We start from the raw sequence: 25,112 nt of genomic DNA on the forward strand, positions 1-25,112 counted from the left end.
GGCGGCGTGGCCTGTCCTGCATCGGCGCCGGCCTGCTCGCGCTGGTGCTGGGCGGCTGCGCGCGCGACGAGGGCGACACCGAGGTCGTGCGCTTCTGGGCGATGGGGCGCGAAGCCGAGGTGGTGGCCGAGCTGATCCCCGAGTTCGAGCGCGCCAATCCCGGCATCCGTGTCGACATCCAGCAGATTCCCTGGACGGCCGCGCACGAGAAGCTGCTGACCGCCTTCGCCGCCGACGCGCTGCCGGATGTCTGCCAGTTGGGCAATACCTGGATCCCCGAGTTCGCCGCGCTGGACACGCTGGAGCCGCTGCAGCCCTACGTCGACGCCTCCACGGTGGTCGAGGCCGACGACTACTTCCCGGGCATCTGGGACACCAGCGTGATCGACGGCCAGCTGCTGGGCGTGCCGTGGTACGTCGACACGCGCCTTCTGTACTACCGCAAGGACCTGCTGCGCCAAGCCGGCTTCGACACGCCGCCTGCCACCTGGGCCGAGTGGGAGCGGGCGATGGCCGCGATCAAGGCGCAGGGCGGGCCGCGCCGCTACGCCATCCTGATGCCGCTCAACGAGTTCGAGCAGCAGCTGTCGTTCGCGCTGCAGCAGGACGATCCGCTGCTGCGCGACGACGACGGCTACGGCAACTTCGAGAGCGAAGGCTTCCGCCGTGCGCTGGGCTTCTACGCCAACATGTTCGAGCAGGGCTGGGCGCCGAAGATGTCCGAGACCCAGATTTCCAACGTCTGGGACGAATTCTTCAACGGCTTCTACGCGTTCTACCTGTCCGGGCCCTGGAACATCCGCGAATTCCGCAAGCGGCAGCCGCCCGAGCTTGCCGATCAATGGGGCACGATGCCGCTGCCCGGCCCGGATGGTCCCGGTGCCGGCATCGCCGGCGGCACCAGCCTGGTGCTGTTCCGCGGCTCGCAGCGCAAGGACGCGGCCTGGAAGCTGGTCGAGTTCCTGTCACAGCCGGACATCCAGCAGCGCTTCCACGGCATGATCGGCAACCTGCCGCCGCGGCGCAGCACCTGGGAGCACCCGGCGCTGGCGCAGGACGAGCTGGCGCGCGCATTCCGCGACCAGCTCGAGCGGGTCAAGCCGGCGCCGAAGGTGCTGGAGTGGGAGCGGATCGTGCAGGAGATGCGCATCGTCACCGAGCAGGTGGTACGTGGCGGCCAGTCGCAGGACGCGGCCGTGCGCGAACTCGACGACCGGGTCGACGCGATCCTGGCCAAGCGCCGCTGGATCCAGCAGCGCGAGCGCACGCTGGCGGCCGAGGCCCAGAGCGGAGCAGCGGAGGGCGCGCCATGAACCGCTCGCTCGCCGGCTGGCTGTTCGCCGGCCCCGCACTGCTGGTCATCGGCCTGTTCTTCGGCGTGCCGGTGCTGTCGGCGCTGGCGTTGAGCCTGACCGACTTCGACCTGTACGCGCTGGCCGACAGCGACAACCTGCGCTTCGTCGCGTTCGACAACTACATCGACCTGCTGCGCACGCCGATGTTCTGGAAGTCGCTGTGGAACACCACCTACTTCGTGATCGTCGGCGTGCCGCTGTCGATCGCGGTGTCGCTGGGCGCCGCGCTGCTGCTGAACGCACCGGTGGCGCGCTTCAAGGCGCTGTTCCGCACCGCGCTGTTCGCGCCGGTGGTGACCACGCTGGTGGCCGTGGCGGTGATCTGGCGCTACCTGTTCCACACCAGCTACGGCCTGGTGAACTGGACCCTGGGCCACATCGGCATCGCGCCGGTGGACTGGCTGGGCGACCCGCGCTGGGCGATGCCGACCATCATGCTGTTCGCGGTGTGGAAGAACTTCGGCTACAACATGGTGATCTTCCTGGCCGGCCTGCAGGCGATTCCGCAGGACCTGTACGAAGCGGCGCGCATCGACGGCGCCAACCGCTGGAAGCAGTTCCTGCACATCACCCTGCCGATGCTCGGCCCGGTGCTGCTGGTGGTCGGCGTGATCACCGTCTCCGGCTATTTCCAGCTGTTCGCCGAGCCCTACGTGATGACCCGCGGCGATCCGCTGCAGAGCACGGTGAGCGTGCTGTACTTCATGTTCGAGGAAGGCTTCAAGTGGTGGAACCTGGGCCGTGCCTCGGCCGTGGCCTTCCTGCTGTTCCTGATCATCCTCGGCGTGACCACGCTGATGCTGCGCATCGGCCGCAGGAAGGAGCTGGTGTGAGCGCTTCACGCATGCAGCGCACCTCCGGGTGCGCGGGTGTTTCCCGATGAACGCCGAGGTCGGTCAGTCGCGCTGGCACGCGGCGCTGGTCAACGGTGCGCTGCTGGCGCTGGCGCTGGTCAGCCTGGCGCCGCTGCTGTGGATGCTGTCGGTCTCGTTCATGCCGACCGGGCAGGCCAGCAGCTTTCCGCCGCCGCTGCTGCCCTCGCACGCCACGCTGGACAACTACCATGCGCTGTTCGGCCGCACCGGCATGGGCCGCAACTTCGCCAACAGCCTGCTGGTTTCGGCGGCGATCACGCTGGGGTCGCTGCTGGTCAACACGCTGGCCGGCTACGCCTTCGCCAAGCTGCGTTTTGCCGGGCGCGAGCGCGTGTTCCAGATGCTGCTGGCGGCGCTGGTGATCCCGGCGCAGGTGGCGATGCTGCCGCTGTTCCTGATGATGAAGCAGCTCGGCCTGGTCAACAGCTTCGGTGGGGTGATCCTGCCGGCGCTGGCAGGCGTGTTCGGCATCTTCCTGGTCCGCCAGTACGCGCGTTCGATCCCGGACGAACTGCTGGAGGCCGCGCGCATCGACGGTGCCGGCGAGTGGCGGATCTTCTTCCAGATCGTGCTGCCGATGCTCAAGCCGGTGCTGGTGACGCTGGCGATCTTCACCTTCATGGCCGCGTGGAACGACTTCATGTGGCCGCTGATCGTGCTGACCGACCAGGAGCACTACACGCTGCCGGTCGCGCTGGCCTCGCTGTCGCGCGAGCACATCATGGACGTGGAAATGATGATGGCCGGCGCGGTGGTCACGGTGATCCCGGTACTGGCGCTGTTCCTGCTGCTGCAGCGCTACTACATCCAGGGCCTGCTGCTGGGCAGCGTGAAGGGGTGAGGACATCCGCTGGCGCGGCACTGCCGTGCGGATGTCCGAACGCCCGGCAGATGACGGACCCGTTGCGCCCGTATCAGGCGAACACGCCGCGAGGCAGCATCAGGCTGCGACGATCATCGAGCCGGTAGCCGCCATCGCACGACCCGCCTGCAACTTCCGCTTCAACGCATCACGCACGTCACGTCCCGACTTCCGGAACCACGAACGCCATGAAGATCCTCGACATCCGCACGCCGCACGCGCCTGCCGACACCGACATGCGCCCGCGCGCTTCCCGGGCCGTATCGCATCGCCGCCCGCTGCTGACGTTCGGCGTTCTGGCCATCGCCGCTGCGCTGGCCGGCTGCAATGGCGACACAACGGCAACGGGCACCGACGCAGGGCAGGGCATCCGCGTACTCGACGATTTCGAGGACATCACGCCCTGGCGGGTGGTCACCTCCAACCAGGTCAGCGGCACGCTGCGCCAGGTCGACGGCGCGGAAGGCAAGGCGTTGTGCCTGGACTACGACTACAACGGCGTGTCCGGCCATGTCGGCATCCAGCGCGACCTGCCGCTGGAGTATCCGGACAACTATCGCTTCGGCTTCCAGCTGCGTGGCGACTCGCCGGCCAACGATCTGCAGTTCAAGCTGATCGATGCCAGCGGCGACAACGTGTGGTGGGTCAACCGGCCGCGCTACGACTACCCGGAGGCCTGGCAGGAGGTTCGTTACCGCAAGCGGCATATCGACAAGGCTTGGGGCCCGGATCCGGACAGGACCCTGCGCAGCAGCCAGAAGGTCGAGTTCACGATCTACAACAATGCCGGCGGCAAGGGCTCGGTCTGCTTCGACCAGCTCACCCTCGAGCCGCTGCCCGCCGATGACGGCGCTCCGCTGGCATCCACGGCGACCACCTCCGACAGCACGCCGGACAACGCCGCGCTGGCGGCCGATGGCGACCGCGCCACGGCATGGGAGGCGGGGGCCGGCGCACAGACCCTGCAGCTCGATCTGGGCCGCACGCGCGAGTTCGGCGGTCTGCGCCTGGCCTGGCAGGACGGGCGCAGACCGCCAGGCTATACGGTGTCGGTCTCGGACGACGGTGCGCAGTGGCGGCAGCTGCGCGAGGTCTCGGGCGCGCAGGGCCGCAGCGGCGATCTGGACTGGCTGTCGCTGCCGGAATCGGAGGCGCGCTACATCCGCCTCGATCTTGCTGCCGCCGACGCGGGCTTCGCGCTGGGCGAGGTCGAGGTGCAGCCGCTGGCGTTCTCCAGCCACCCGAACGAATTCCTGAAGGCGGTCGCCGCGGATCTGCCGAAAGGCCGGCTGCCGCGCGGCTTCAGCGGCGAGCAGCCGTACTGGACGATCCTCGGCCTCGATGGCGGCAGCGAACAGGGCCTGATCGGCGAGGACGGTGCGATCGAGGTCGCCAAGGGCGGCTTCTCGATCGAGCCGTTCGTGCAGGTCGACGGGGCACTGCTGGGCTGGGCCGACGTGGAGACGCGGCAGTCGCTGCAGGACGACTACCTGCCGATCCCCAGCGTTGACTGGTCGCACCAGGCGCTGGCGCTGAAGGTCACCGGCTTCGCCCGCGGCACGCCGGAGCAGTCTCAGCTGGTCGCGCGCTACCGGCTCAGCAACACCGGCACGCAGCCGCGCGACTACCGGCTGGCGCTGGCGGTGCGGCCGTTGCAGGTCAATCCGCCGGCGCAGTTCCTCAACACGATCGGCGGCTACAGCCCGCTGCGCACGCTCGCCCTGACTCCGAACCAGATCAGCGTCGACGGGCGGCCGCGCGTGTTCGCACGGCAGCCGGCGCAGCAGGTGTTCGCCTCGACCTTCGATGGCGGGCTCGACGTCGAGCATCTGGCCGCCGACGCGCTGCCGGCGACGACCAGCGTCGACGACCCGCAGGCGCTGGCCTCCGGTGCGCTGGTCTACGCGATGCGGCTGGCGCCGGGCGAGTCGCGCGAGGTCGACCTGCTGATTCCGATGACCGGCGACATGCCGCTGAAGTCCGGCGACTGGAACGCACAGGCCTGGCAGGAGGCGGTCGCGCGCGACTGGCACGCGAAGCTGGACGAGGTCGGCATCGGCGTGCCGGAAGCGGGCAAGCCGCTCGCCGACACGCTGCGCACGGCGCTGGCGCACATGCTGATTTCCCGGATCGGCCCGCGCCTGCAGCCGGGCACGCGCTCCTACGCGCGCAGCTGGATCCGCGATGGCGCGATGATCTCCGAAGGCCTGCTGCGGCTGGGCCGCCCCGAGGTCGTGCGCGACTACGTGGAGTGGTATGCGCCGTACCAGTTCCAGAACGGCATGGTGCCGTGCTGCGTCGACGACCGCGGCAGCGATCCGGTGCCGGAGAACGACAGCCACGGCGAGCTGATCTTCAACATCGCCGAGTACTGGCGCTACACCGGCGACGGTGTGTTCCTCGCGTCGATGTGGCCGCACGTGCTCGGCGCGTTCGAGTACATGGAGCAGCTGCGCGCCAGCGAGCGCACCGAGGGGAACCGCGCCCGCAATCCGGCCTTTTACGGAATGATGCCGGTGTCGATCAGCCACGAAGGCTATTCGGCCAAGCCGATGCACTCGTACTGGGACAACTTCTGGGCGCTGCGCGGCTACAAGGACGCGGTCGAGGTGGCCGAGGCGCTGGGCAAGACCGACGAGGCCGTGCGCATGCGTGCGGCGCGCGATCAGTTCCGCGACGACCTGCATGCCTCGCTGCTGGCGGCGACGCAGCAGCACGGCATCGACTACCTGCCAGGCGCGGCCGAGCTGGGCGATTTCGACCCGACCTCGACCACGATCGCGCTGGCGCCGGGCGGCGAGCAGGACTGGCTGCCGCGCGAGCTGCTGCATGGCACCTTCGAGCGTTACTGGAGCCAGTTCGAGCAGCGTCGTGCCGGCACCCGCGAATGGAAGGACTACACGCCGTACGAGTGGCGCAACGTGGCCGCGTTCGTGCGCCTGGGCTGGCGCGAACGGGCCTGGAGCGCGACCGAATACTTCTTCGCCGACCGCGTGCCGCAGGCCTGGAACCAGTGGGCCGAAGTGGTGTCGCGTACGCCGCGCACCCCGTTCTTCGTCGGCGACCTGCCGCATGCCTGGGTGGCCTCGGACTTCGTGCGTTCGGCGCTGGACATGTTCGCCTACACCCGCGAACGCGACGACAGCCTGGTGCTGGCCGCGGGCGTGCCGGCCGACTGGCTGGATGGCGAGGGCATCGCGATCTCCGGGCTGCGCACGCCGCATGGCGAACTGTCGTACACGCTGCGTCGCCGCGACGGTGTGCTGCAGCTGGATGTGCCGGCCGGCACCGCGCTGCCGCCCGGTGGCCTGGTGCTGCCGTGGCCGTACGACACCGAAGCCGGCGCCGTCAGCATCGATGGCCAGCCGGCGGCGCTGGACGATGGCGCGGTCCGGGTGACGAAGGCGCCGGCACGGGTCCGGATCGAAGCGCGCTGAGGCGGCCCTCGGCCGGTGATGCCTGCGGTCGGCGTGAGCGCAGGCATCGCGCCGCCGCGGGCTGTCACCGTGCCGCGATGGTGGGCTGCGCCGCAGATCGGCGACACTCGCGCGAACGCATCGAAGGAGTGGGCTGGATGACACGGATGTCGATGATGGGCTGCCTGCTGGCAGTGGGAATCGCCGGCTGCGGCAGCGTGCCGGAACGGCGCAGCGGCTGGATCCAGCCGGTCGAGGCGGTGCAGGCGGCCAACGATGATCCGGTGTTCGGCATCCGCGGCCGTTTCGCGCTGACGGTGCGCGCGATCGGGACGCAGGACGACAGGACCTACCTCAACTCAGAACGCGATTACCGGCACCAGACCAATCTGACGATCGCGATGCCGACCACGGTCGCCGACCAGGTGGCCGCACGCCTGCAACTGCCGTTGGCCGACCTGCGCAACCGCCGGCTGCTGGTCGACGGGCAGGCGCGCCGGGTCAGGATCGCCTTCGTCGAATCCGATGGCCGGCGCAGCGGCGGGTACTACTACCAGACCCACGTCACCGTGCGCGATCCGGCGCAGATCATGTTCGCCGACTGAGGCTGTCGCAGGGTTTGCGCCGGGTGGCGCCGGTTGCAGAATGGGGGGCCGTCCACAGGTCTTCGACATGCCCGCCACGATCCGCCGCATCCACGATATCGACGATGACCTGCGCGCCGGACTGGTCGCGCTGCTGCGCGACGTGATCGACGGCAACGGCTCGGTCGGCTTCGGTGGGCACGACGACGATGCCGCACTGGCCGCGTACTGGGCCGGTGTCGGCGACGCGCTCGGCGACGCGCTGCAGCTGTGGGTCGCCGAGCAGGACGGGCGGGTGGTCGGCAGCGTGCAGCTGGCGCCTTGCCAGCGCAGCAACGGCAGGCATCGTGGCGACCTGCAGAAGATGATGGTGGCGCGTGCGGCGCGCGGGCAGGGCCTGGGTTCGCGTCTGCTCGTGGTCGCCGAGAGCCACGCGCAGGAGCGCGGACTGCGCCTGCTGGTGCTCGATACGGTGGTCGACTCGCCGGCCGACGCGATGTACCGGCGCGGCGGCTGGGTCGAGGTCGGCACCATTCCCGGCTACGCGAGCGATCCGGCCGGCATCCTCCAGGCCACGCGCTACTTCTACCGTCAGCTTCCGGCGTGAGGGCCGCATCTGCGCGCGGAAGCGTCAGGCGTGGCTGCTGCCGCGTCCGCAGCACCGTCGCCTGCCGCCTCGCAGGCAAGTAGGCCGCTGACGCGGGACGATCGCCGCGCCGGTGCGGTGTGCGGCGATCGCATCCGTGGTGCCGATGCGGGCGCGCTCCAGCCACCACAACGTGCATGCGACGGGGCCATCAAACGACAACGGCCCGGAGCGCATCGCGCCCCGGGCCGCTGGCGGGATCAGCCGTTGGCGCTCAGCGCCAGACGCGGATCTGGTCGGTCTCGGCGCGCTGCAGCGGCTGGCCGGCGGCGCAGCCGAAGGCCTTGCCGAACGCCGGCAGGTTGCTCAGCGGCACATCGCTGCGCAGCGGGCCCGGTGCGTGGATCGAGGCGGTCAGACGCTCGGTGGCCACGTTCGGCGAGACCTGCTGCGCCCACAGCCGCGACCAGGCGCGGAAGAAGCTCTGCTGCTCGGCAGGCTTGGCGTCCGGCTGCGCCTTGGCATACGCGGCCCAGGCCAGTTCCAGGCCGGCCAGGTCGGCCAGGGCTTCTTCCTGCACCAGCGCGCCGTTGACCTTCGCCGCCGACAGGCCCGGATAGGCCAGCGCGCCGTACTGGGCGGCGACGCGGTTGCCCAGCTGCCCCCAGGCGGCCTTGTCGGCCGGCGTCCACCAGCCGCGCAGTTCGCCGCGTGCATCGACCAGCGAACCCTTGGCGTCGACCGCGCGGGTCAGCTGGTTGCCGACCAGCGCGCCGAAGCCGCCGTACAGCGCGGCGGTGTCGTTGGTGTCGAGCACCGGCGGCTGCAGCACGGCGGCGGTGGCGATCAGGCGGTTCTGGGCGATGTCGTAGGCGAGGGCCGGCTGCTGCGGCAGCACGTCCCAGCGGCGGTCGGCGTTGCCCTTGCCGATCCGCTTCATCTCCTGCCCATGACGCCAGGTGGAGGCGATCAGGATGTTGCCGCCGAAGCTGCCACGACCCATCGGCTGCACGCTGTAGTCCAGGTCGCGGCGCGGTGTGCCGACCTCGATCTTCAGTTCCTGCAGCTTGGTGCGGGCCTCGGCCTTGGCTTCGGCGCTGAGCCAGGTGCTGGCCTCGATCGCGGCGATCTGCGCGTCGCGGATCTCGTCGATCGTCGCGGCGGCACGGCGGCGGGTATCGGCGCCCAGGTAGCGCTCGGCGTACTCGCGGCCGAGCATCGGGCCGGCGGCGGTGTTGATCGCCTCGATCACCTGCTGCCAGCGCGGCGCCTGCGCGGTCTGCCCGGCCAGGACCTGGCCGCGGAAACCGAAGCTGGCGTCGCGGAAGCTCCTGGACAGGTACGGCGCCATCGCATCGCCGACGCGCCAGCGCAGGTAGGCCTTCCACTGTTCCGGCTTGACCCGGGTGACCATCGCATCGAGTTCGGCGAACAGCGCCGCGTCCGGCAGCGACACCAGGTCGTCCTTGACGCCCTGGGCCTCGAGGAAGGCGCCCAGCTGCAGGTTGCGGTAGCGCTTGACCACGTCGGTCACGGCCACCGGCGTGTAGGTGCGGAAGGGATTGTTGAGGTCGGCCAGCGACTGCGCCTTGCGCGCCAGCGCGGTCTCGATATCGAGCACCGCCTGGGTGTCGGCATCCAGTTTGGCCGGCGTGCTGCCGGTCAGGGTCAGCACCTGCCTGACGTACTCGCGGTAGCGGACGAGCAGGGCCTGGGTGTCGGCGTCGTTGCGGGTGTAGAAGGCCGGGTCGGGCAGGCCCATGCCGCCCTGCATGAAGTAGCCGATGTGGCGGTCCAGCGCCTTCAGGTCCACGTCCGGCGCGAAGTTGAACGCCACCGGGATGCCGACCTGGTGCAGCGCGGCGATCGCGGCCGGTACGTCCTTGGCCCGCTTGATCGCGTCGATGCGCGCCAGCAGTGGCGCGATCGGCTTGCTGCCGTCGGCCTCGACCGCGGCTTCGTCCAGGCCGCTGGCCCAGAAGTCGCCGAGGCGGGTCTGCACTTCGTTCTTCGGCGCGTTCATCGCATCGTTGAGCAGGTCGCGCTGCTGCAGCAGGCTGCGCTCGCTCAGCTGGGCCAGCGCGCTGCTGGCCTGCACGCCATCGGCCAGCGGATTGGTCTTGAGCCAGTCGGCGTTGGCCTGGGCGTAGAAATCGGTGCACTGCGGCGGCACCGCCGGCGCACGGGCGGCGCGCTTGCGCTGGGCATCGGCCACCGGGGCGGTCAGCAGAGCGGCCAGACCGAGGCCAAGGGCGAGCACGAGCGGGCGGGGCGTGGACATCATCGTGGGCGGGCCATGCGAAAGGTGGCGCAAAGTGTAGCAAGCGCATCCGCGGCCGCAGCGCCCGGCGTTCACGGCCGTGCGGTGTCCAGCAGGGGGCAGTGCTGGCCGCGGATCGACGGCCGCCGCAACGCATGAGGCCCGGACAAGCCGGGCCCCATGCATCGCTCATGACGGCTGCGCGATTACCAGATCACCACCTGGGCGTCGCCCTGGCGCGCCATCGGCGTTCCCGGCGAGCACGAGAAAGCGGCGGCGAAGGCCGGCAGGTTCGACGGCGCGCCCGACGCGCGGAACTGCGCCGGTGCGTGCGGGTCGGTGGCCAGGCGGATCTTGGCGTTCTCCGGGGTGTACTTGGTGCGCCACACCGTGGCCCAGTTGGCGAAGAAACGCTGGTCGCGGGTCAGGCCGTCGATCTTCGGATCGTCCTTGCCGGCGCTGGCCTTCTGCAGCGCGTCGTAGGCCGTGGCCAGACCGCCCAGGTCGGCGATGTTCTCGCCCAGGGTCAGGTGGCCGTCGACCGCCTGCTCACCGACCTTGTACTGGTTGAACTGCTTGACCAGCTTGTCGGTGAGGCCGGCGAAGTTCTTCGAATCACCCTCGGTCCACCAGTTCTCGAAGTTGCCGGTCGGTCCGAAGCGCGCGCCCTGGTCGTCGTAGCCGTGGGTCATCTCGTGGCCGATCACCGCGCCGATGCCGCCGTAGTTGAGCGCGTCGTCGGCGTTGGGGTCGAAGAACGGCGGCTGCAGGATCGCGGCCGGGAACACGATCTCGTTCTGCAGCGGGTTGTAGTAGGCGTTGACCGTCTGCGGGGTCATGCCCCACTCGGTCTTGTCCACCGGCTGCCCGATCTTGGACAGGTTCCACCGGTAGTTGAACTCGGTGGCGGCGCGCACGTTGGCCAGGTAGCTGTCGCGGCTGGTCTTCAGGCCGTTCCAGTCACGCCACTTGTCCGGGTAGCCGATCTTCGGGGTGAAGGTCTCCCACTTGGCGATGGCCTTGGCCTTGGTTTCCTCGCTCATCCACGGCAGGCCCTCGATGCGCTCCTTGAGCGCGGCGGCGAGGTTGCCGACCAGGGTTTCCATCTTGGCCTTGGCTTCCGGCGAGAAGGCGACCTTGACGTAGAGCTGGCCGAAGGCCTCGCCCGCGTCTTCCTCGATGGTGCCCAGCACGCGCTTCCAGCGCGGCTTGATCTCGGCCTGGCCGTTGAGGGTCTTGCCGTAGAACGCGTAGTTCTCCTGCACGAACGCATCGCTCAGGTACGGCGAGGCGCCGTCGACGGTGTGGAAGCGCAGGTAGGCGCGCCAGATCGCCGGATCGGTGTCGGCCAGGGCCTTGCTCACTTCCTCGTGGAAGGACGGCATCGCCAGCGAGAAGGTCTGCGGAACGGCCACGCCCTGCGCCTTGAAGAACTCGGTCCAGCTGAAGTTCGGGGTCAGGGCGTCGGCATCGGCCAGGCTGACCGGGTTGTAGTACAGCGAGACGTCGCGCGAGAGCTCCACGCTGGACTTCGATGCCTTGGCCAGGCGGGTCTCGAAGGCGACCACGTCGGCGGCCTGTTTGGCGGCGTCGGCGGCCGGCACGCCGGACAGCTCCAGCACCTTGGCCACGTGCGCCTCGTAGGCCTTGAGCTTGTCGGCCTTGTCGGCATCGATGTAGAAGGTCTTGTCGGGCAGGCCCAGGCCGCCCTGCATCGCATAGGCCATGTTCATGGCCGAGTTCTTGAAGTCGGCTTCGGCGCCGAAACCGAACAGCATGTTCTCGCCCTTGGACGCGCTGGTGCGCAGCCAGGCGGCGATGGTGTCCTTGTCGGCGAGCGCGTCGATCACGGCCAGGTCGGCCTTCAGCGGCTCGATGCCCTGGGCGTTGATCGTGGCCTCGTCCATGCCGGTGGCCCAGAAATCGCCGACGATCTTCTCGATGTGGTTGGGGTTCTTGATCGCCGCGGTCTGCTCGACCAGCTGGTGCTGCACGGCGACCGAGCGCTCGTCGAGGATGGTGAACGCGCCCCAGCTGGTGCGGTCGCTCGGGATCTCGTTGGCGGCAAGCCACTTGCCGTTGACGTGCGCGCCGAAGTCGGTGCAGGCGTCGACCGTGGTGTCCAGATCGGACGCGTGGAAGGCGTTGTAGGCCGGCAGCTTGCTCTCGTCCAGATGGAACGTGGTCTCGGTCGGCGCGGACTCTGCGGCGGCGGCCGGCGCCTTGTCTTCCGGCTTGGAGCAGGCGGCCAGGGTCGCGGCGATGGCCAGCGGCAGCAGCAGAGCGTGTGGGGTGCGGATCTTCACGAACGGTCTCCGGCCCGCGGTCGCGGGCGATGTGGAAGCGCCCCGGGACGGGACGGTGGCCGCGACTGTACGCCCGTGTCCGGGGGGCAGGGAATGCCGGACGTCATGGGAGCCGCGGGATGGTGCCGCCATCGGCACCGGCATGGCTGCCCGGCGCCGGCCATGCGACGCAGGGACGATGCGGATGGCATCCCCTTGGAGGCCGGCCGGGGGCATGTGCATCACCGGCATCGGCGACCCGTTCCCGCGTGCCGGCCGGCCCGGGCGCCTGGTGCGCGGGCCTCGCCAACGTGCCGCGCCACCCCGGGTGCTGGACTCGGCCGGGTCCGCACCTGCGCGGTGATGGCGGGCGGGACTGGCGGCACCGCAGGCCGCCGCCGGTGCATCCGGCGATGGTGCTGGTGGCCTAGCCGGGGCCGCGCGGGACCGCATCGCCGGACCGGCCGCGCTGGCGTGGGCCGGCACCCTGCGTCTGCAACCGGGCGATGCAGCCGCAGCCGCCACCGTCGCAGACCCAGAGCCGGCCGTGCAGTTGCAGCGGTGGATCGCGGTGCGCGGGGCCGGCGAAGGCCGCCTCGCCGCGGATGGCGTCCAGGATCGACTGCGCCGCGTCGTGCGACGTCGCCGGTAACAGCAGGGCCACCTGCCGTGGGCCGAGGCGGGCGACCAGGTCCGCGGGCCGGCGCGCATGCGCTGGCAACAGCCGGACGAGGCAGTGCCAGCGTCGCCGCGTGCGCCTGCCGTCGTCGGCCGGTTCGATCGTCAGCAGCGCATGCGCGCCCTCGCCGCCGACAGGCAGCCGGCGCAGCCTGGCCAGCAGGTGGCGACGTGCGGCCAACCCACTCCACGCTGGATGCTGCAGGACGAGGCAGGCGACGAGGCCCAGCGACTGCAGCACCAGCGTCGCGGCCGGCGCGAACCACAGGCCCGGCCCGCGCGGCAGCCACCAGGCCAGCGCCAGCGTGGCGAGGATGCCGGCGGCGGGCGGCAGCCAGCGCCGGCCGGGCGGGGCGGGCAGCAGCACCAGCAGCACCAGCACGATCGACAGCAGGGCCTGCATCGGCGCCGACAGCGGCACCAGCATCGCGTCGTCCAGCAAGGCCTGCAGGGCAAGTGCCTGGTACTGGACCGGATGCCGCGGCGCGCTGCCGGCCGGACCCGGCAGCACGGCGGCGCCGCCCGGCTGGATCGGCCCGACCACGATCCAGCGTCCGCGCAGGGGCGGCAGCGGCGCACGGCGGTCGAGCAGGGCGCGTGCGGAGTACACCGGGACCTCGGCTGCCCTGGCCGGCAGCCGCCAGCGCGCCGGTGGCATGCCCGTGGTCGGCGGCGCCGCGTCGGCGGTCGCGGCGACGGCGAGTGCCGGCCACGCGGTGCCGGTGTCGTCGTACAGCAGCGGCAGGTAGTGGCGCACGCGCCCATCGGCATCGCGCGGAAGCAGGCCATGGCCCGGCCGCGCGACCGCGGCCAGTGCAGGCGGCAGCGGCGTGGCCGCGTCGGGAAGCGTCGGTATCACTGCCGGCGGCCCGGACAGCAGCGCGGCGAGCCGGCTGTCGGCAGCGGCGTCGCCGTGTCCGGACAGCGGGGCGTCAACCACCAGCGCGTTCGGCTGCTGCGCCAGCAGCCGTTCGATCAGCATGGCCAGCTCCGACCGCGGCCAGGTCCGCGCGGGGTCCGGCAGCGCGGAATCGAGCGCGACGATCACCACGTCGGCGCGCGCGACCGGACGCTGCAGCAGGCCGGCAGCCCGGTCGTCGACCGTGGCCGGCCATGCGGCCATGCCCGCCAGTGCGGCGCAGACCGCCAGCACCAGCATGCACAGCGCGCGCGCGGGCGGCCGTCGTCCGCCGGTCATGCGCGTGCCGGCCCCGTCTGCACCGGACCGGATGAAACCCCGCCACGCCCGCTGGCCATGCGTCGTCCCCTGCGCCGGCCCCCTGTGGCGGCAGTATAGGCACGCCGGTGGTATACCTGCGCGATGCGCAACGATGCCTCGCAACGCGATGTGATTCTGGTCGGTGGCGGCCACAACGGCCTGGTCTGTGCTGCCTATCTGGCCCGGGCTGGACGCAGCGTCACCGTACTCGAGCGCCGGCCGGTGGTCGGCGGTGCGGCGGTGACCGAGGAGTTCCATCCGGGTTTCCGCAACTCGGTGGCGTCCTACACGGTGTCGTTGCTGCAGCCGAAAGTGATCGCCGACCTCGACCTGCACGGCCACCGCCTGCGCATCGTCCAGCGCCGGCGCAACAACTTCCTGCCGCTGCCCGACGGCCGCTACCTGTTGACCGGCGCCGGCCGTACCGCCGAGGAGGTCGCGAAGTTCTCCCTGCGCGATGCGCAGGCGTTGCCGGCCTACGAGGCACGGCTGGAGGCGATCGCCGACGTGCTGCGCGCGCTGGCCCTGCAGCCACCGCCGAACGTCACCGATGGCGGCTGGCTGAAGGCCTTGCCGGAACTGCTGCGCGGCGCGCGTCTGGGCCAGCGCCTGCACGGGCTGGACGCCACGCTGCGGCAGGACCTGCTGGACCTGTTCACGATCTCGGCGGCCGAGTATCTGGACCGCTGGTTCGAGAGCGCGCCGCTCAAGGCGCTGTTCGGATTCGATGGCGTGGTCGGCAACTACGCCAGCCCGTACGCGCCGGGCAGTGCCTACGTGCTGCTTCACCACGTGTTCGGCGAGGTCGACGGAGTGAAGGGCGCCTGGGGCCACGCGATCGGCGGCATGGGCGCGATCACCCAGGCGATGGCGGCCTCGGCGACGGCGGCGGGTGCGCAGATCCGCACCGGCTGCGGCGTGCGCCGGCTGCTGGTCGAGCGCGGGCGCGTGGTCGGCGTGGAAACCAGCGAGGGCGAGCAGCTGCGTGCCCGCGCGGTGGTCGCCAACGTCAATCCGAAACTGCTGTACGAGCGCCTGCTGGCGCCGGACGAGGTGCCCGAGCCCACGCGCGAGCGGATGCGCCACTGGCGCTGCGGCTCGGGCACGTTCCGGATGAATGTGGCGCTGTCGCGGCTGCCGGACTTCAGCGCACTGCCGGGCCCCGGTGAGCACCTGACCGCCGGCATCATCCTGGCGCCGGACCTGGACTACATGGATCGCGCCTGGCGCGATGCGCGCACGCATGGCTGGTCGCGCGAGCCGATCGTGGAGATGCTGATCCCCTCGACGCTGGACGACTCGCTGGCGCCGCCGGGGCGGCATGTCGCCAGCCTGTTCTGCCAGCACGTCGCGCCGACGCTGCCTGACGGTCGCAGCTGGGATGCGCACCGCGACGAGGTCGCCGACCTGATGATCGCCACCGTCGAGCGCTACGCGCCGGGGTTCGCCGATTCGGTGCTGGGCCGTCAGGCCTTGAGCCCGCTCGACCTGGAGCGCGAGTTCGGTCTGGTCGGCGGCGACATCTTCCACGGCGCGCTGAGCCTGAACCAGCTGTTCTCGGCCCGGCCGATGCTTGGCCAGGCCGGCTATCGCGGCGCCTTGCCTGGCCTGTATCTGTGCGGCTCGGGCACCCATCCCGGCGGCGGCGTCACCGGCGCACCGGGACACAACGCCGCACAGGTGGTGCTCGGCGACCTGTAGGCGCGGCCCCGGCCGCGACCGATGCATCTGGATCCGCAGCCGTGCTGCGACGCTGCGATGACGGTCGCGCTCCAGCGCGCTCCTACGGAACGACAGGTCTGCGATCGCCGCCGGATCCTGCCAACGCTCCCGTAGGAGCGGCCCCAGCCGCGACCGCCATGTCCGAAGCGAGATGGTGCCGCGGCGGTGCGATGACGGTCGCGCTCCAGCGCGCTCCTACGGAACGACAGACCTGCGATCGCCGTCGGATCCTGCCAACGATTCCGTAGGAGCGGCCCCAGCCGCGACTGCCACGCCGGAATCCGCAGCGACGTGCAGCGGTGCGATGGTGGTCAGTCCGCGCGCGCGCCCACGAAAGATCCGGCCTTCGATCACCGCAGGGGCCACGCGGGGTGCTTCCATCGGAGCGCCGCAATGCTCGAGCCGCGGTAGCGCTGCAGCGGTGCGATGGCGGTCGCGCTCCAGCGCGCTCCTACGAGACGACAGGCCTGCGACCGCCGCCGGATCCTGCCAACGATTCCGTAGGAGCGGCCCCGGCCGCGACCGCCACGCCGGAATCCGCAGCGGCGTGCGGCGGTGCGATGGTGGTCAGTCCGCGCGCGCGCCCACGAAAGATCCGGCCTTCGATCACCGCGGGGCCACGCGGGGTGCTTCCATCTAAGCGACCGCAATGCCCGAGCCGCGGTAGCGCTGCGGCGTTGCGATGACGGTCGCGCTCCAGCGCGCTTCTACGGGACGACAGGCCTGGACCCTGCCAACGATCCCGTCGGAGCGGCCCCGGCCGCGACTGCCACGCCGGAATCCGCAGCGGCGTGCGGCGGTGCGATGGTGGTCAGTCCGCGCGCGCGCCCACGAAAGATCCGGCCTTCGATCACCGCGGGGCCACGCGGGGTGCTTCCATCTAAGCGACCGCAATGCCCGAGCCGCGGTAGCGCTGCGGCGGTGCGATGACGGTCGCGCTCCAGCGCGCTCCTACGGAACGGCAGGCTTGCTATCGCCGTCAGGATCCTGCCAACGCTCCCGTAGGAGCGGCCCCAGCCGCGACCGCCATGTCCGAAGCGAGATGGTGCCGCGGCGGTGCGATGACGGTCGCGCGCGGATGCGTTACAGCACCGTGACCTTCTTCCGGTTGTCCTCGGAGTTGCGGTCGATCAGCTTGTTGTAGGGATCGATGCCGGCCTCGTACGGCAGGGCGTCGACCACCAGCTCCAGCGTGGTGTCGGCGGCGGTGATCCGGTGCTTCTGCAGGTACAGCACGGTCTCGTCGGACTCCTTGCCGCCGTCCGGGCGCGCGAACACGCCGATGTCGACCTCCACGTCCACCGGCTCCTGGGTCTCCTTGCCCTTGCCGTCGGTGGACAGCTTGTCGGCGTGCACCTTCAGCGTCACCGCGTACCTGCCGTCGTCGCGTTTGCGCACCTCGGCGGTGGTGACGCGGTGATCCCAGAACACGATCCGCTCGAACAGGTCGCGGATCAGCGGATGGTGCTTTTCCTCGGTGCCGGCATACAGCGCGGCCATGAAGTCGCGGGTGGTCGGGTAGGGCGGTCCCTTGAAGCCCCAGTCGCGCAGGAACTGGGCCAGGATGCGGTTCAAGGTGTCCTCGCCGACCGCGTCGCGCAGCGCGTAGAACACCACCGAGCCCTTGTTGTAGTGCACGTACTGCTGGTTCTCGTTCAGCGCCAGTGGCAGTTCCTCGACGCGTTCGGAAATGCGGCTGGCCAGGTAGCGGTCCAGTTCGTACTTCAGGAAGCGCCGCATCTTGTCGCGGCCGTACTCGCGCTCCATCACCATCAGCGCCGAGTACTGGGCCAGCGACTCGGACAGCATCGTCGCGCCCTGCACGTCGGCGCCGACCACCTGGTGCGCCCACCACTGGTGCGCGGCTTCGTGCGCGGTGACGTAGAACACGTAGTCGATGTCCTCGGCATCGCGCAGGTCGGCGACGAAACCGATCGACTCCGAGTACGGGATCGTGCCGGCGAACGCCTGCGCGAACGAGCTGTAGCCCGGGAACTCCAGGATCCGGAACTGGCTGAACTGGTACGGCGAGAAATGCTGGCTGAAGTAGTCCAGCGACTTCTTCGACGCATCGATCATCCGCGGCACGTTCCAGGCATGCGCCGGGTGGTGGTAGACGTCGATCTTCACGTCGTTCCAGCGGTCGCTGGCCACGGCCCAGTCCGCCGACAGCCAGGAGAAGAACGGCAGCAGCTTCGCGTCGGACCGGTAGTGATAGTAGCGGCGGCCGTTCTCTTCCCATTCCCGCTGCAGGTCGCCTGGCGCCAGCGCGATCTGGCCGGCACTGGTGGAGACCGTGGTCTCGAATTCGACCCAGTTGCCGTTGTCGGTGATGTAGTTGGCCTGGCGACCACGCGGATCGTCGATCGGGTTCATCCGCGGCAGCACCGGCAGATCGAACTTGCGCCGGTCGTTGCGGTCGCTGAGCTGCCGGTTCTCGTCGTAGCCGAACTGCGGCAGGGCGGCGTAGTTGTTGAAGAACGTGCCGTTGTAGACCACGGACGTGCCGCCGCCGTTGGCGGGGAAGCCATGCGGACGGCTGGTCAGCGCGTAGTCGAAGTCCATCGATGCGCCAGGAGCCAGCGGCGTGTCGAGGCGATAGATCGTATAGCCGTAGACATCGTCGGTTTTGACCACCGTATGCGGTCCGAACTCCAGCCTGGTGACCTCGATCTCCGGGTTGAGGCTGACGTGCAGTTCCTCGATCGGCGTGCCGGTCCGGTTCTCCAGCCGGTAGTGGCCGCGCAGCTGCACCTCGCGGCGCTCGGGGAAGATGTCGACGTCGACCCGGATCGCGGCGATGCGCGGCTTGGGCATGTCGCGGTACTGGCGGTAGGTCTTCTCGTACTCGGCGGCGCGCTCCTTGGCGACATCGCCCGGCACGTAGTCGTTGAGCACGTTGGTGTTGTAGAAGATCCAGCCGCCCAGGCCGGCGAAGGCCAGCATGCCGATGCACAGCGTCGCGACGACCGGCGCACGCAGGCGGGCGCGCGCCTGGCGCAGGCGGTCGCCTAGGCTGAGCGAGGTGCCTCGCGGCCATGCCAGCAGGGCCACGATCAGCAGCATCACCGCGAACACGCCCCAGTACGCACGGAACCATAGGTGTGGCCCGATGAAGTGGCCGTAGCCATTCATGTCCGAATACGGAATCTGCGACGAACTACGGTAGCGGTACAGGGGATGGTCGAAGTCCAGCATCGCCATGCCGGCAGCTGCGACGAGATACACGATCATCAGCAGGTAGCCAATGAACTTGTTTCCGCTGATCACCTGCAGGAACACCGCCAGTACCGCGACGAGCAGGAACGACAGTGTCGTTAGGGTGACTCCCTTCATGTAAAGCAACGGTTCCAGCGATGTGTATCCGGAGGCTAACTGCCAGAACACGCTGAACGCCACGCCTGCCAGCAGGAAAGCCACGATGACACCGAGCAACGATGTCAGCTTGGACGCCAGCGGAATCCAGTCCGGGAGCGCATAGGCGTCGGTGGCCTCGGCCACGCGCAGACTACGCTCCCGCCAGACCAGTTCGCCGGCGTAGAAGGTCACGATGATCAGCAGGAACAGATTCATGCCACCGTTCAGCGTGGTCAGCATCAGGCGCGTGACCGGATACAGCTCGGTGCCGTACATGCTGGCGCCGAACTTCAGCCCGGCGAAGATCATCAGCAGGCCGAGGATCAGCATCACCAGGAACGGTGCGCCGCCCAGTGCGCCACGCATGTCGAACCAGGCCAGGTGGCGGTACTGCGTCCAGCGCGCGGCCGGGCCCTCGCGCAGCGCCACCTGGGGCAGCGACAGGTCGGCGCCCGGTGCGACGATCGGCGAGACCGGTGCGGGCTGGACCGCGACGGCCTTGCGCCGGCGCAGCACCAGGCCCTCGCGGTCGGCGCGGAACAGGCGGAACGCCACCGCCAGCAGCGCCACCGTGACGCCCAGCCACAGCGCCCGGTTGCCAAGCAGCAGGCCGGTCAGTTCGGGCAGCTGGGTGTTGTACTGGGTGCTGGACCAGTAGCGGGTCTGCTCGTTGACCGCGGTGGTGCCCAGCGGGTCGAGCAGGGCGCCGATCCAGCGGCTGTCCAGGTCACTCAGACTGTAGTCGGCCACCGTCGCCAGCACGAAATAGCCGATCACGCCGATGTAGGTGTAGAGCATCGACCGGGTCAGGGTGGCCAGCAGGAACAGCAGAGCCGACATGAACAGCAGGTTGGGAATCACCAGCACGCCGAACGACCAGGCATAGGCGCTCCACGGCGTCGGCCCCAGCCGCTCGGCATCCAGCCACGGCATCAGAGTGCCCAGCCACAGGCCCAGCGCCGCGGCCAGCATCACCAGCAGGCTGGCGGTGAGACCACCGCCGAAGCGGCCGAGCAGGTAGTCGCGCTTGCGCATCGGCGTGGCGAAGAACAGCTCGGCGCTGCGCTGTTCGAAATCGCGCAGCGCGATGCCGGCGACGAAGATCGTCGTCAGCAGCACGCTGAACATGCTCAGCGCGGCCAGCAGGTTGATCATCACCACCGGCGCGTTGCGCAGCACATTGCCGACGCCGCCGCCGTAGCTGATGTCGTCGGAGGCCATCATCCCGAAGCCCAGCAGGGCATACACCGAGGCGACGATCCAGAACACGCCGTTGCGCAGCAGCAGCCGGCGTTCGAAGGAAAGAATGTGGCGCAGCATGGTCAGGCCACCTGCGCCGGCGCCGGAGCCGCGGCCAGCGCGACCTTGCGCAGCTCGCCGAAGTACACGTCCTCCAGGTTGGCCGGTACCGCGGTGAAGCCCTCGCCGGGCGCGCTGTCGGCCAGCACGTGGACCACCGGCAGGCCGCCGACCAGGCGCGTCGACAGCACCGCGTGCTGCTGGATCAGGTCGGACAGCGCGGCCTTGTCGACGGTCTTGCGCCAGATCCGGCCTTCCAGCGAGCGGATCGCCTCGCGCGGCTCGCCGCTCAGGCGGACCTGGCCGGAGGCGATGATCGCCATCCGCGGGCACAGGTCGGTGACGTCCTCGACGATGTGCGTGGACAGGATCACCACCGTGTTCTCGCCGATCTCGGCCAGCAGGTTGAGGAAGCGGTTGCGCTCCTCGGGATCGAGGCCGGCGGTGGGTTCGTCGACGATGATCAGAGAAGGCTGGCCGATCAGCGCCTGGGCGATGCCGAAGCGCTGGCGCATGCCGCCGGAGAAGGTGCCCAGCTTGCGCTTGCGCACGTTCCACAGATTGACCTGGCGCAGCAGCGCCTCGACCAGCTCCCTGCGCTCCTTGCGCGTGGTCACGCCCTTGAGCACGGCGAAGTGGTCGAGCATCGCCTCGGCCGAGACCTTCGGATAGATGCCGAACTCCTGCGGCAGATAGCCCAGCCGGCGGCGCGCGGCGGTCTTGTCCGCCAGCACGTCCAGGTCGTCGAGCCGGATGCTGCCGCTGTCGGCCTCCTGCAGCGTCGCGATCGTCCGCATCAGGCTCGACTTGCCGGCGCCGTTCGGGCCGAGCAGGCCGAACATGCCGCGGGGGATGTCGAGGGTGACGCCCTTCAGCGCCTGCACGCCGTTGGCATAGGTCTTGGACAGATCGCGGATCGCCAGCATGGTCGTCATCGCTCCTTGGGGAAGATCCCAAGCATGCACGAAGATGAATGGCGATTCAGCCTGGCGGAAGTCACGGTGCCCGTGGATCTGGGCATCGGCTGTGAGGCCGCGTCGTCGTCGGCGCAGGGGTGTTCGACGATTCATGGCGCCGCGGGTCGCGGCGTGTCGGAAAGTCCCCATCGTCGCGCACGGCACGCACCGACATCCGGATCGGACGCCGGCGCGGCGACATGGGGAACCGGTGGGCCCGGAGGTCGGGTCAGGGCGTCGCCGGCGGGCTGGCGATCCAGGCGTCGATCTTGTCCTCGAGCACGTCCAGCGGCACCGAGCCGTCCTTCAGCACCTCGGCATGGAAGGCGCGGACGTCGAAGCCGGGCCCGCGCGCGCTGCGGGCGCGCTCGCGCAGCTCGGCGATCTTCAGCTCGCCGACCTTGTAGGCCAGCGGCTGGCCGGGCAGGGCCATCGAGCGCTCGACCTCGGCAACCGCATCGGCCTGGCTGGCGGCCGAGTTCTTCTGGATGTAGTCGATCGCCTGCTCGCGGCTCCAGCCCTGGTCGTGCAGGCCGGTATCGACCACCAGCCGCACCGCGCGCAACAGGGCGCTGTGCAGGTAGCCGAAGCGCGCGTAGGGATCCTGGTAGAGCCCCAGCTCGCTGCCCAGCGATTCGGCATACAGGCCCCAGCCCTCGGTGAAGGCGGTCTCTGCGCCGAGCCGGCGGAAGCGCGGCAGTCCGCCCAGTTCCTGCTGCAGCGCCAGCTGCAGGTGGTGCCCTGCCAGGCCCTCGTGCAGGAACAGGTCCTCGGCCTCCCAGCTGCGGCGCGTGGCCGGCGCGCTGGTGTTGACCTGCAGCACGCCGGGCCCGTCGCCGACAGGAGGCGCGTAGGCCGCCGCCGGCGCGGCGGCCGCGCGCCAGGCCTCGACCGGGCGGATCTCGAAACCGGCGCCCGGGAAATGCATGAACTGCCCGCCCATGCGGGACTGCACCGTGGCCTGCAGCTGGGCGTACTTGGCCAGCACGGCGGCCTCGTCGGCGTAGCGGAAGCGCTTGTCCTCCTGCATGAAGCGGAAGAACTTCGCGCGGTTGCCGCGGAAGCGGGTCTGCTTCATCAGCGCGGCGATCTCGTCGTGGATCCGCGCGACCTCGTCCAGGCCGGTCTGGTGCAGCTGCGCCGGCGCCGCATCGGTGGTCGTGGCCTGGCGGATCTGCCAGGCGTACCACTGCGCGCCGCCGGGCAGTGCGCCCAGTCCGGCACTGGTGCGGGCCGCGGGCAGGTATTCGGTGGCGATGAAACCGCGCAGCCGCCGGTACGACGGCATCAGCCGGTTCTCGATCATGCGCCTGTATTCGGCGGTGAGCCGCTCGCGGTCGGCCGGCGCGAAACTCTCGGGCATGTTGCGCACCGGCGCCCAGAACACGGTGTCCTCCGCGGCGGAACGGATCACCGCATCCAGCTGCGGCAGCAGCTTCTCGGCCAGTGGCCGCGGCAGCACCACGCCGGCGGTGATGCCCTCGCGCATGTTGGCGATGGCCTGGTCGAACAGGGCCGGCACGCCGATCACCCGCTGCGACCAGCGTTCGTAGTCCTGCACCGTCTCGAACGGCTGCGCGCTGGTGCCCGAGCCGAGCATCGCCACCAGCGTGGCCGGGCTGTTGTAGGGGGTCACCGGCTGCATCCAGCCGGGGAAGCGCTCGCCATCGAGCGCGTTGCGTGCCTGGCGCACGAAGATGCGGTAGCTCAGCAGATCCTGGCCGCCCAGCCCGTCCTCGCCGATCGCCTCGACGCGGGCCAGCCAGTCGCTGGTGAACTCGTGGACCTGCTGGCGGTAGGCCGCCGACAGGAAGTTCGGCAGGTAGGCGCCGTGGCGCGGGTCGCCCTGGAAGGTGGCCTGCAGCGGATTGAGCTGCAGCGAGGCGTCCCAGTACTCCTCGTAGAGCAGGTTGAGCCGGGCCGCCTTGTCCTGCAGCGGGGCGGTGCGTGCCTGCGTGGACTGCCTGCGTGGGGCCGCCTCGGCGGGCGGATGCGGAAGCAGCAGGGCGACGGCGATCGCCGCCGACAGCCAGCGGAGGGGACGTGCAGGCATGCGGTGTTCCTGTGAAGCCGGGCGCCGAGCTTGCCGGATCGTGGCGGTGCAGGCCAGCCCCGGCGGCGGCATCGGTTCACCTGCGGACGCCGCTCAGCCGGCGGCCGCTTCCCCGCGCAGCTGGCGCGCGCGGTCTGCGCCCAGGTACAGCGTGATCGCACGCCGCATCAGGTAGAGCAGCGGAATCAGCGCGATCGCGAACAGCATCTTGTAGCCGTAGTTGAGCGTGCTGACGGCCAGGAACAGCGAGGTGGGCCATTGCTGCGGGCCGAGCACGAAGGCGATCCAGATCACCACGAAGCTGTCGACCAGCTGCGAGACCGCGGTCGAGCCGGTGGCGCGCAGCCAGACGTGGCGTTCGCCGGTGGCCCGCCGGATCCGGTGGAACACCGACACGTCGATCAGCTGGCCGACCAGGAAGGCCACGATCGAGCCGGCGATGGTCCACAGGCCCTGGCCGAACACCGCGGCGAACGCCGCCTGGTAATCCGGCACGCCCTGCGCCTGCGCCGCGCCGACCCACCAGCCGGCCGGGGCCAGCGCCATCGCGGCGAACGCGAACACGAAGCCGTACGAGATCAGCGCGACCGCCACCCAGGAGATGAAACGCACGCCGCGTCTGCCGAAGAACTCGTTGATGGTGTCGGTCATCACGAACACCACCGGCCACAGCAGGGTGCCGGCGGTGAAGCTCAGCGAGCCGGTCTGGCCGAACAGGTTCCATTCCAGCGGCGCGATGCCGAGGGTGTCCTCCAGGGCGAAGATCTTGACCCCGATGAACTCGGCCAGCACCGCATTGACGCAGAAGAACGCCGCCAGCGCGATGAACAGGCGGACCGCGCGGTCGTCCAGCGTGCGCGCGGCCGGGGCGCTCACACCCGGTCGCCGGCCCGGGTGAAGGGCATCGTCTCGGGGGCGACCGCGCCACCGGAGATGATGAAGCTCATCGCCTGGTCGACCGTCCAGTCGGTCGGCGTCAGCAGCTCGACCGGCACGATCTCCAGGTAGCCCGAGGTCGGATTGGGCGTGGTCGGCACGTAGACCGCGGCCAGCTCGCGGCCGCTGCCTTCCTCGCGCAGCACGCGGGTGACCAGGCCGATCGATTTCATGTCGCGGTGGGGGAAATCGATCAGGACCACGCGCTGGGTGCTGCCCGGCTTGGTCTGCAGGATGTCCAGCAGCTTGCGCGCGCTGGTGTAGATGATGTTGGCCAGCGGCACCCGCGCGATCACCGCCTCGAACCAGCCGAGCAGCCGCTGGCCGATCACGCGCCGGGTCAGCAGGCCCACGCCGACGATGACCAGCACCGTGGCCAGCATCGCGATGGTGTTCTGCACCCACAGCGCGCTGACCCAGCCGAGCGCGTCGGGAAAGCCCTGCGCGATGCGCTCGGACAGCGGCCCTACCCACGGCGTGCTGATGCTGGAGAGCATCACGAAGACGAACTTCACCACCACCCAGGTCAGCCAGATGGGCAGCAGGGTCAACAGGCCGGTGAAGAAGAGTTTCTGCAGCGAGGCCCGCTGCTGGGCGTGGTCGGGGGACATGGCGCGCGCATTGTAGCGCCCGCCGAAGCTATGCTGGGGCACGCAAGGAGGCGGTGTT

15 protein-coding genes are annotated in these 25,112 nt (G+C 70.0%); 7 read left to right on the plus strand and 8 right to left on the minus strand.

Annotated elements, in window-relative coordinates:
- Nucleotides 1-32: 32 nt before the first annotated feature.
- The 6 genes from IB242_RS09575 to IB242_RS09600 all read left to right on the plus strand — a co-directional run bounded on the left by IB242_RS09575 (nucleotide 33) and on the right by IB242_RS09600 (nucleotide 7,699).
- Complete coding sequence (locus IB242_RS09575; protein WP_225540467.1) at nucleotides 33-1,313, plus strand: sugar ABC transporter substrate-binding protein; 1,281 nt, start codon at nucleotides 33-35, stop codon at nucleotides 1,311-1,313.
- Nucleotides 1,310-2,188: a sugar ABC transporter permease gene (locus IB242_RS09580; RefSeq protein WP_192278535.1), complete on the plus strand. Its 879-nt coding sequence runs from the start codon at nucleotides 1,310-1,312 to the stop codon at nucleotides 2,186-2,188. The genes IB242_RS09575 and IB242_RS09580 overlap by 4 nt, the downstream gene beginning before the upstream one ends.
- Before the next feature lie 46 nt (nucleotides 2,189-2,234).
- Nucleotides 2,235-3,071, plus strand: coding sequence for a carbohydrate ABC transporter permease (locus IB242_RS09585; RefSeq protein WP_192278537.1), 837 nt, complete (start codon nucleotides 2,235-2,237; stop codon nucleotides 3,069-3,071).
- A 209-nt stretch (nucleotides 3,072-3,280) separates the two neighbouring features.
- Complete coding sequence (locus IB242_RS09590) at nucleotides 3,281-6,529, plus strand: discoidin domain-containing protein (protein WP_225540373.1); 3,249 nt, start codon at nucleotides 3,281-3,283, stop codon at nucleotides 6,527-6,529.
- 137 nt (nucleotides 6,530-6,666) lie between these two features.
- Nucleotides 6,667-7,113 (plus strand): hypothetical protein, encoded by a 447-nt coding sequence (locus tag IB242_RS09595; RefSeq protein WP_192278539.1) that lies wholly within the window; start codon nucleotides 6,667-6,669, stop codon nucleotides 7,111-7,113.
- A gap of 67 nt (nucleotides 7,114-7,180) precedes the next feature.
- Nucleotides 7,181-7,699, plus strand: a complete 519-nt coding sequence (locus IB242_RS09600) for a GNAT family N-acetyltransferase (protein WP_192278541.1) — start codon at nucleotides 7,181-7,183, stop codon at nucleotides 7,697-7,699.
- 253 nt (nucleotides 7,700-7,952) lie between these two features.
- Here IB242_RS09600 and IB242_RS09605 read toward each other — a convergent pair whose 3' ends face one another.
- The 3 genes from IB242_RS09605 to IB242_RS09615 form a co-directional block, all read right to left on the minus strand.
- Entirely contained in the window at nucleotides 7,953-9,959 is a 2,007-nt protein-coding gene (locus tag IB242_RS09605; RefSeq protein ID WP_192278543.1) for a M13 family metallopeptidase, read from the minus strand.
- A gap of 185 nt (nucleotides 9,960-10,144) precedes the next feature.
- Nucleotides 10,145-12,244: a M13-type metalloendopeptidase gene (locus tag IB242_RS09610; protein WP_343237116.1), complete on the minus strand. Its 2,100-nt coding sequence runs from the start codon at nucleotides 12,242-12,244 to the stop codon at nucleotides 10,145-10,147.
- Nucleotides 12,245-12,650: 406 nt separating this feature from the next.
- Nucleotides 12,651-14,099 (minus strand): CHASE2 domain-containing protein, encoded by a 1,449-nt coding sequence (locus tag IB242_RS09615; RefSeq protein ID WP_192278547.1) that lies wholly within the window; start codon nucleotides 14,097-14,099, stop codon nucleotides 12,651-12,653.
- Between the two features lie 123 nt (nucleotides 14,100-14,222).
- Here IB242_RS09615 and IB242_RS09620 point away from each other — a divergent pair, with 123 nt between their 5' ends.
- Nucleotides 14,223-15,821, plus strand: a complete 1,599-nt coding sequence (locus IB242_RS09620; RefSeq protein WP_192278549.1) for an NAD(P)/FAD-dependent oxidoreductase — start codon at nucleotides 14,223-14,225, stop codon at nucleotides 15,819-15,821.
- Between the two features lie 1,104 nt (nucleotides 15,822-16,925).
- Here IB242_RS09620 and IB242_RS09625 read toward each other — a convergent pair.
- The 5 genes from IB242_RS09625 to IB242_RS09645 form a co-directional block, all read right to left on the minus strand.
- Nucleotides 16,926-20,519, minus strand: a complete 3,594-nt coding sequence (locus tag IB242_RS09625) for a M1 family aminopeptidase (protein WP_192278550.1) — start codon at nucleotides 20,517-20,519, stop codon at nucleotides 16,926-16,928.
- A gap of 2 nt (nucleotides 20,520-20,521) precedes the next feature.
- Nucleotides 20,522-21,424 (minus strand): ABC transporter ATP-binding protein, encoded by a 903-nt coding sequence (locus tag IB242_RS09630; RefSeq protein ID WP_192279257.1) that lies wholly within the window; start codon nucleotides 21,422-21,424, stop codon nucleotides 20,522-20,524.
- 259 nt (nucleotides 21,425-21,683) lie between these two features.
- Entirely contained in the window at nucleotides 21,684-23,507 is a 1,824-nt protein-coding gene (locus IB242_RS09635) for a DUF885 family protein (protein ID WP_192278552.1), read from the minus strand.
- A gap of 93 nt (nucleotides 23,508-23,600) precedes the next feature.
- On the minus strand, nucleotides 23,601-24,383 hold the full coding sequence (locus IB242_RS09640) for a queuosine precursor transporter (RefSeq protein WP_192278554.1): 783 nt from the start codon (nucleotides 24,381-24,383) through the stop codon (nucleotides 23,601-23,603).
- Nucleotides 24,380-25,054 (minus strand): DUF502 domain-containing protein, encoded by a 675-nt coding sequence (locus IB242_RS09645; RefSeq protein WP_192278556.1) that lies wholly within the window; start codon nucleotides 25,052-25,054, stop codon nucleotides 24,380-24,382. Before IB242_RS09645 ends, IB242_RS09640 begins: the two co-directional genes overlap by 4 nt.
- Between the last annotated feature and the right edge of the window lie 58 nt (nucleotides 25,055-25,112).

Source organism: Xanthomonas sp. XNM01 (genome assembly GCF_014851915.1).
Classification (GTDB): domain Bacteria; phylum Pseudomonadota; class Gammaproteobacteria; order Xanthomonadales; family Xanthomonadaceae; genus Pseudoxanthomonas.

What these genes read in the sequence shown, in the direction of transcription:
- IB242_RS09580 (WP_192278535.1), top strand. Translation starts at nt 1,310, where the DNA reads ATGAACCGCTCGCTCGCCGGCTGGCTGTTCGCCGGCCCCGCACTGCTG.
- IB242_RS09620 (WP_192278549.1), top strand. Translation starts at nt 14,223, where the DNA reads ATGCGCAACGATGCCTCGCAACGCGATGTGATTCTGGTCGGTGGCGGC.
- IB242_RS09595 (WP_192278539.1), top strand. Translation starts at nt 6,667, where the DNA reads ATGACACGGATGTCGATGATGGGCTGCCTGCTGGCAGTGGGAATCGCC.
- IB242_RS09635 (WP_192278552.1), bottom strand. Translation starts at nt 23,507, where the DNA reads ATGCCTGCACGTCCCCTCCGCTGGCTGTCGGCGGCGATCGCCGTCGCC.
- IB242_RS09590 (WP_225540373.1), top strand. Translation starts at nt 3,281, where the DNA reads ATGAAGATCCTCGACATCCGCACGCCGCACGCGCCTGCCGACACCGAC.
- IB242_RS09585 (WP_192278537.1), top strand. Translation starts at nt 2,235, where the DNA reads ATGAACGCCGAGGTCGGTCAGTCGCGCTGGCACGCGGCGCTGGTCAAC.
- IB242_RS09600 (WP_192278541.1), top strand. Translation starts at nt 7,181, where the DNA reads ATGCCCGCCACGATCCGCCGCATCCACGATATCGACGATGACCTGCGC.
- IB242_RS09615 (WP_192278547.1), bottom strand. Translation starts at nt 14,099, where the DNA reads ATGACCGGCGGACGACGGCCGCCCGCGCGCGCGCTGTGCATGCTGGTG.
- IB242_RS09605 (WP_192278543.1), bottom strand. Translation starts at nt 9,959, where the DNA reads ATGTCCACGCCCCGCCCGCTCGTGCTCGCCCTTGGCCTCGGTCTGGCC.
- IB242_RS09625 (WP_192278550.1), bottom strand. Translation starts at nt 20,519, where the DNA reads ATGCTGCGCCACATTCTTTCCTTCGAACGCCGGCTGCTGCTGCGCAAC.
- IB242_RS09630 (WP_192279257.1), bottom strand. Translation starts at nt 21,424, where the DNA reads ATGCTGGCGATCCGCGATCTGTCCAAGACCTATGCCAACGGCGTGCAG.
- IB242_RS09645 (WP_192278556.1), bottom strand. Translation starts at nt 25,054, where the DNA reads ATGTCCCCCGACCACGCCCAGCAGCGGGCCTCGCTGCAGAAACTCTTC.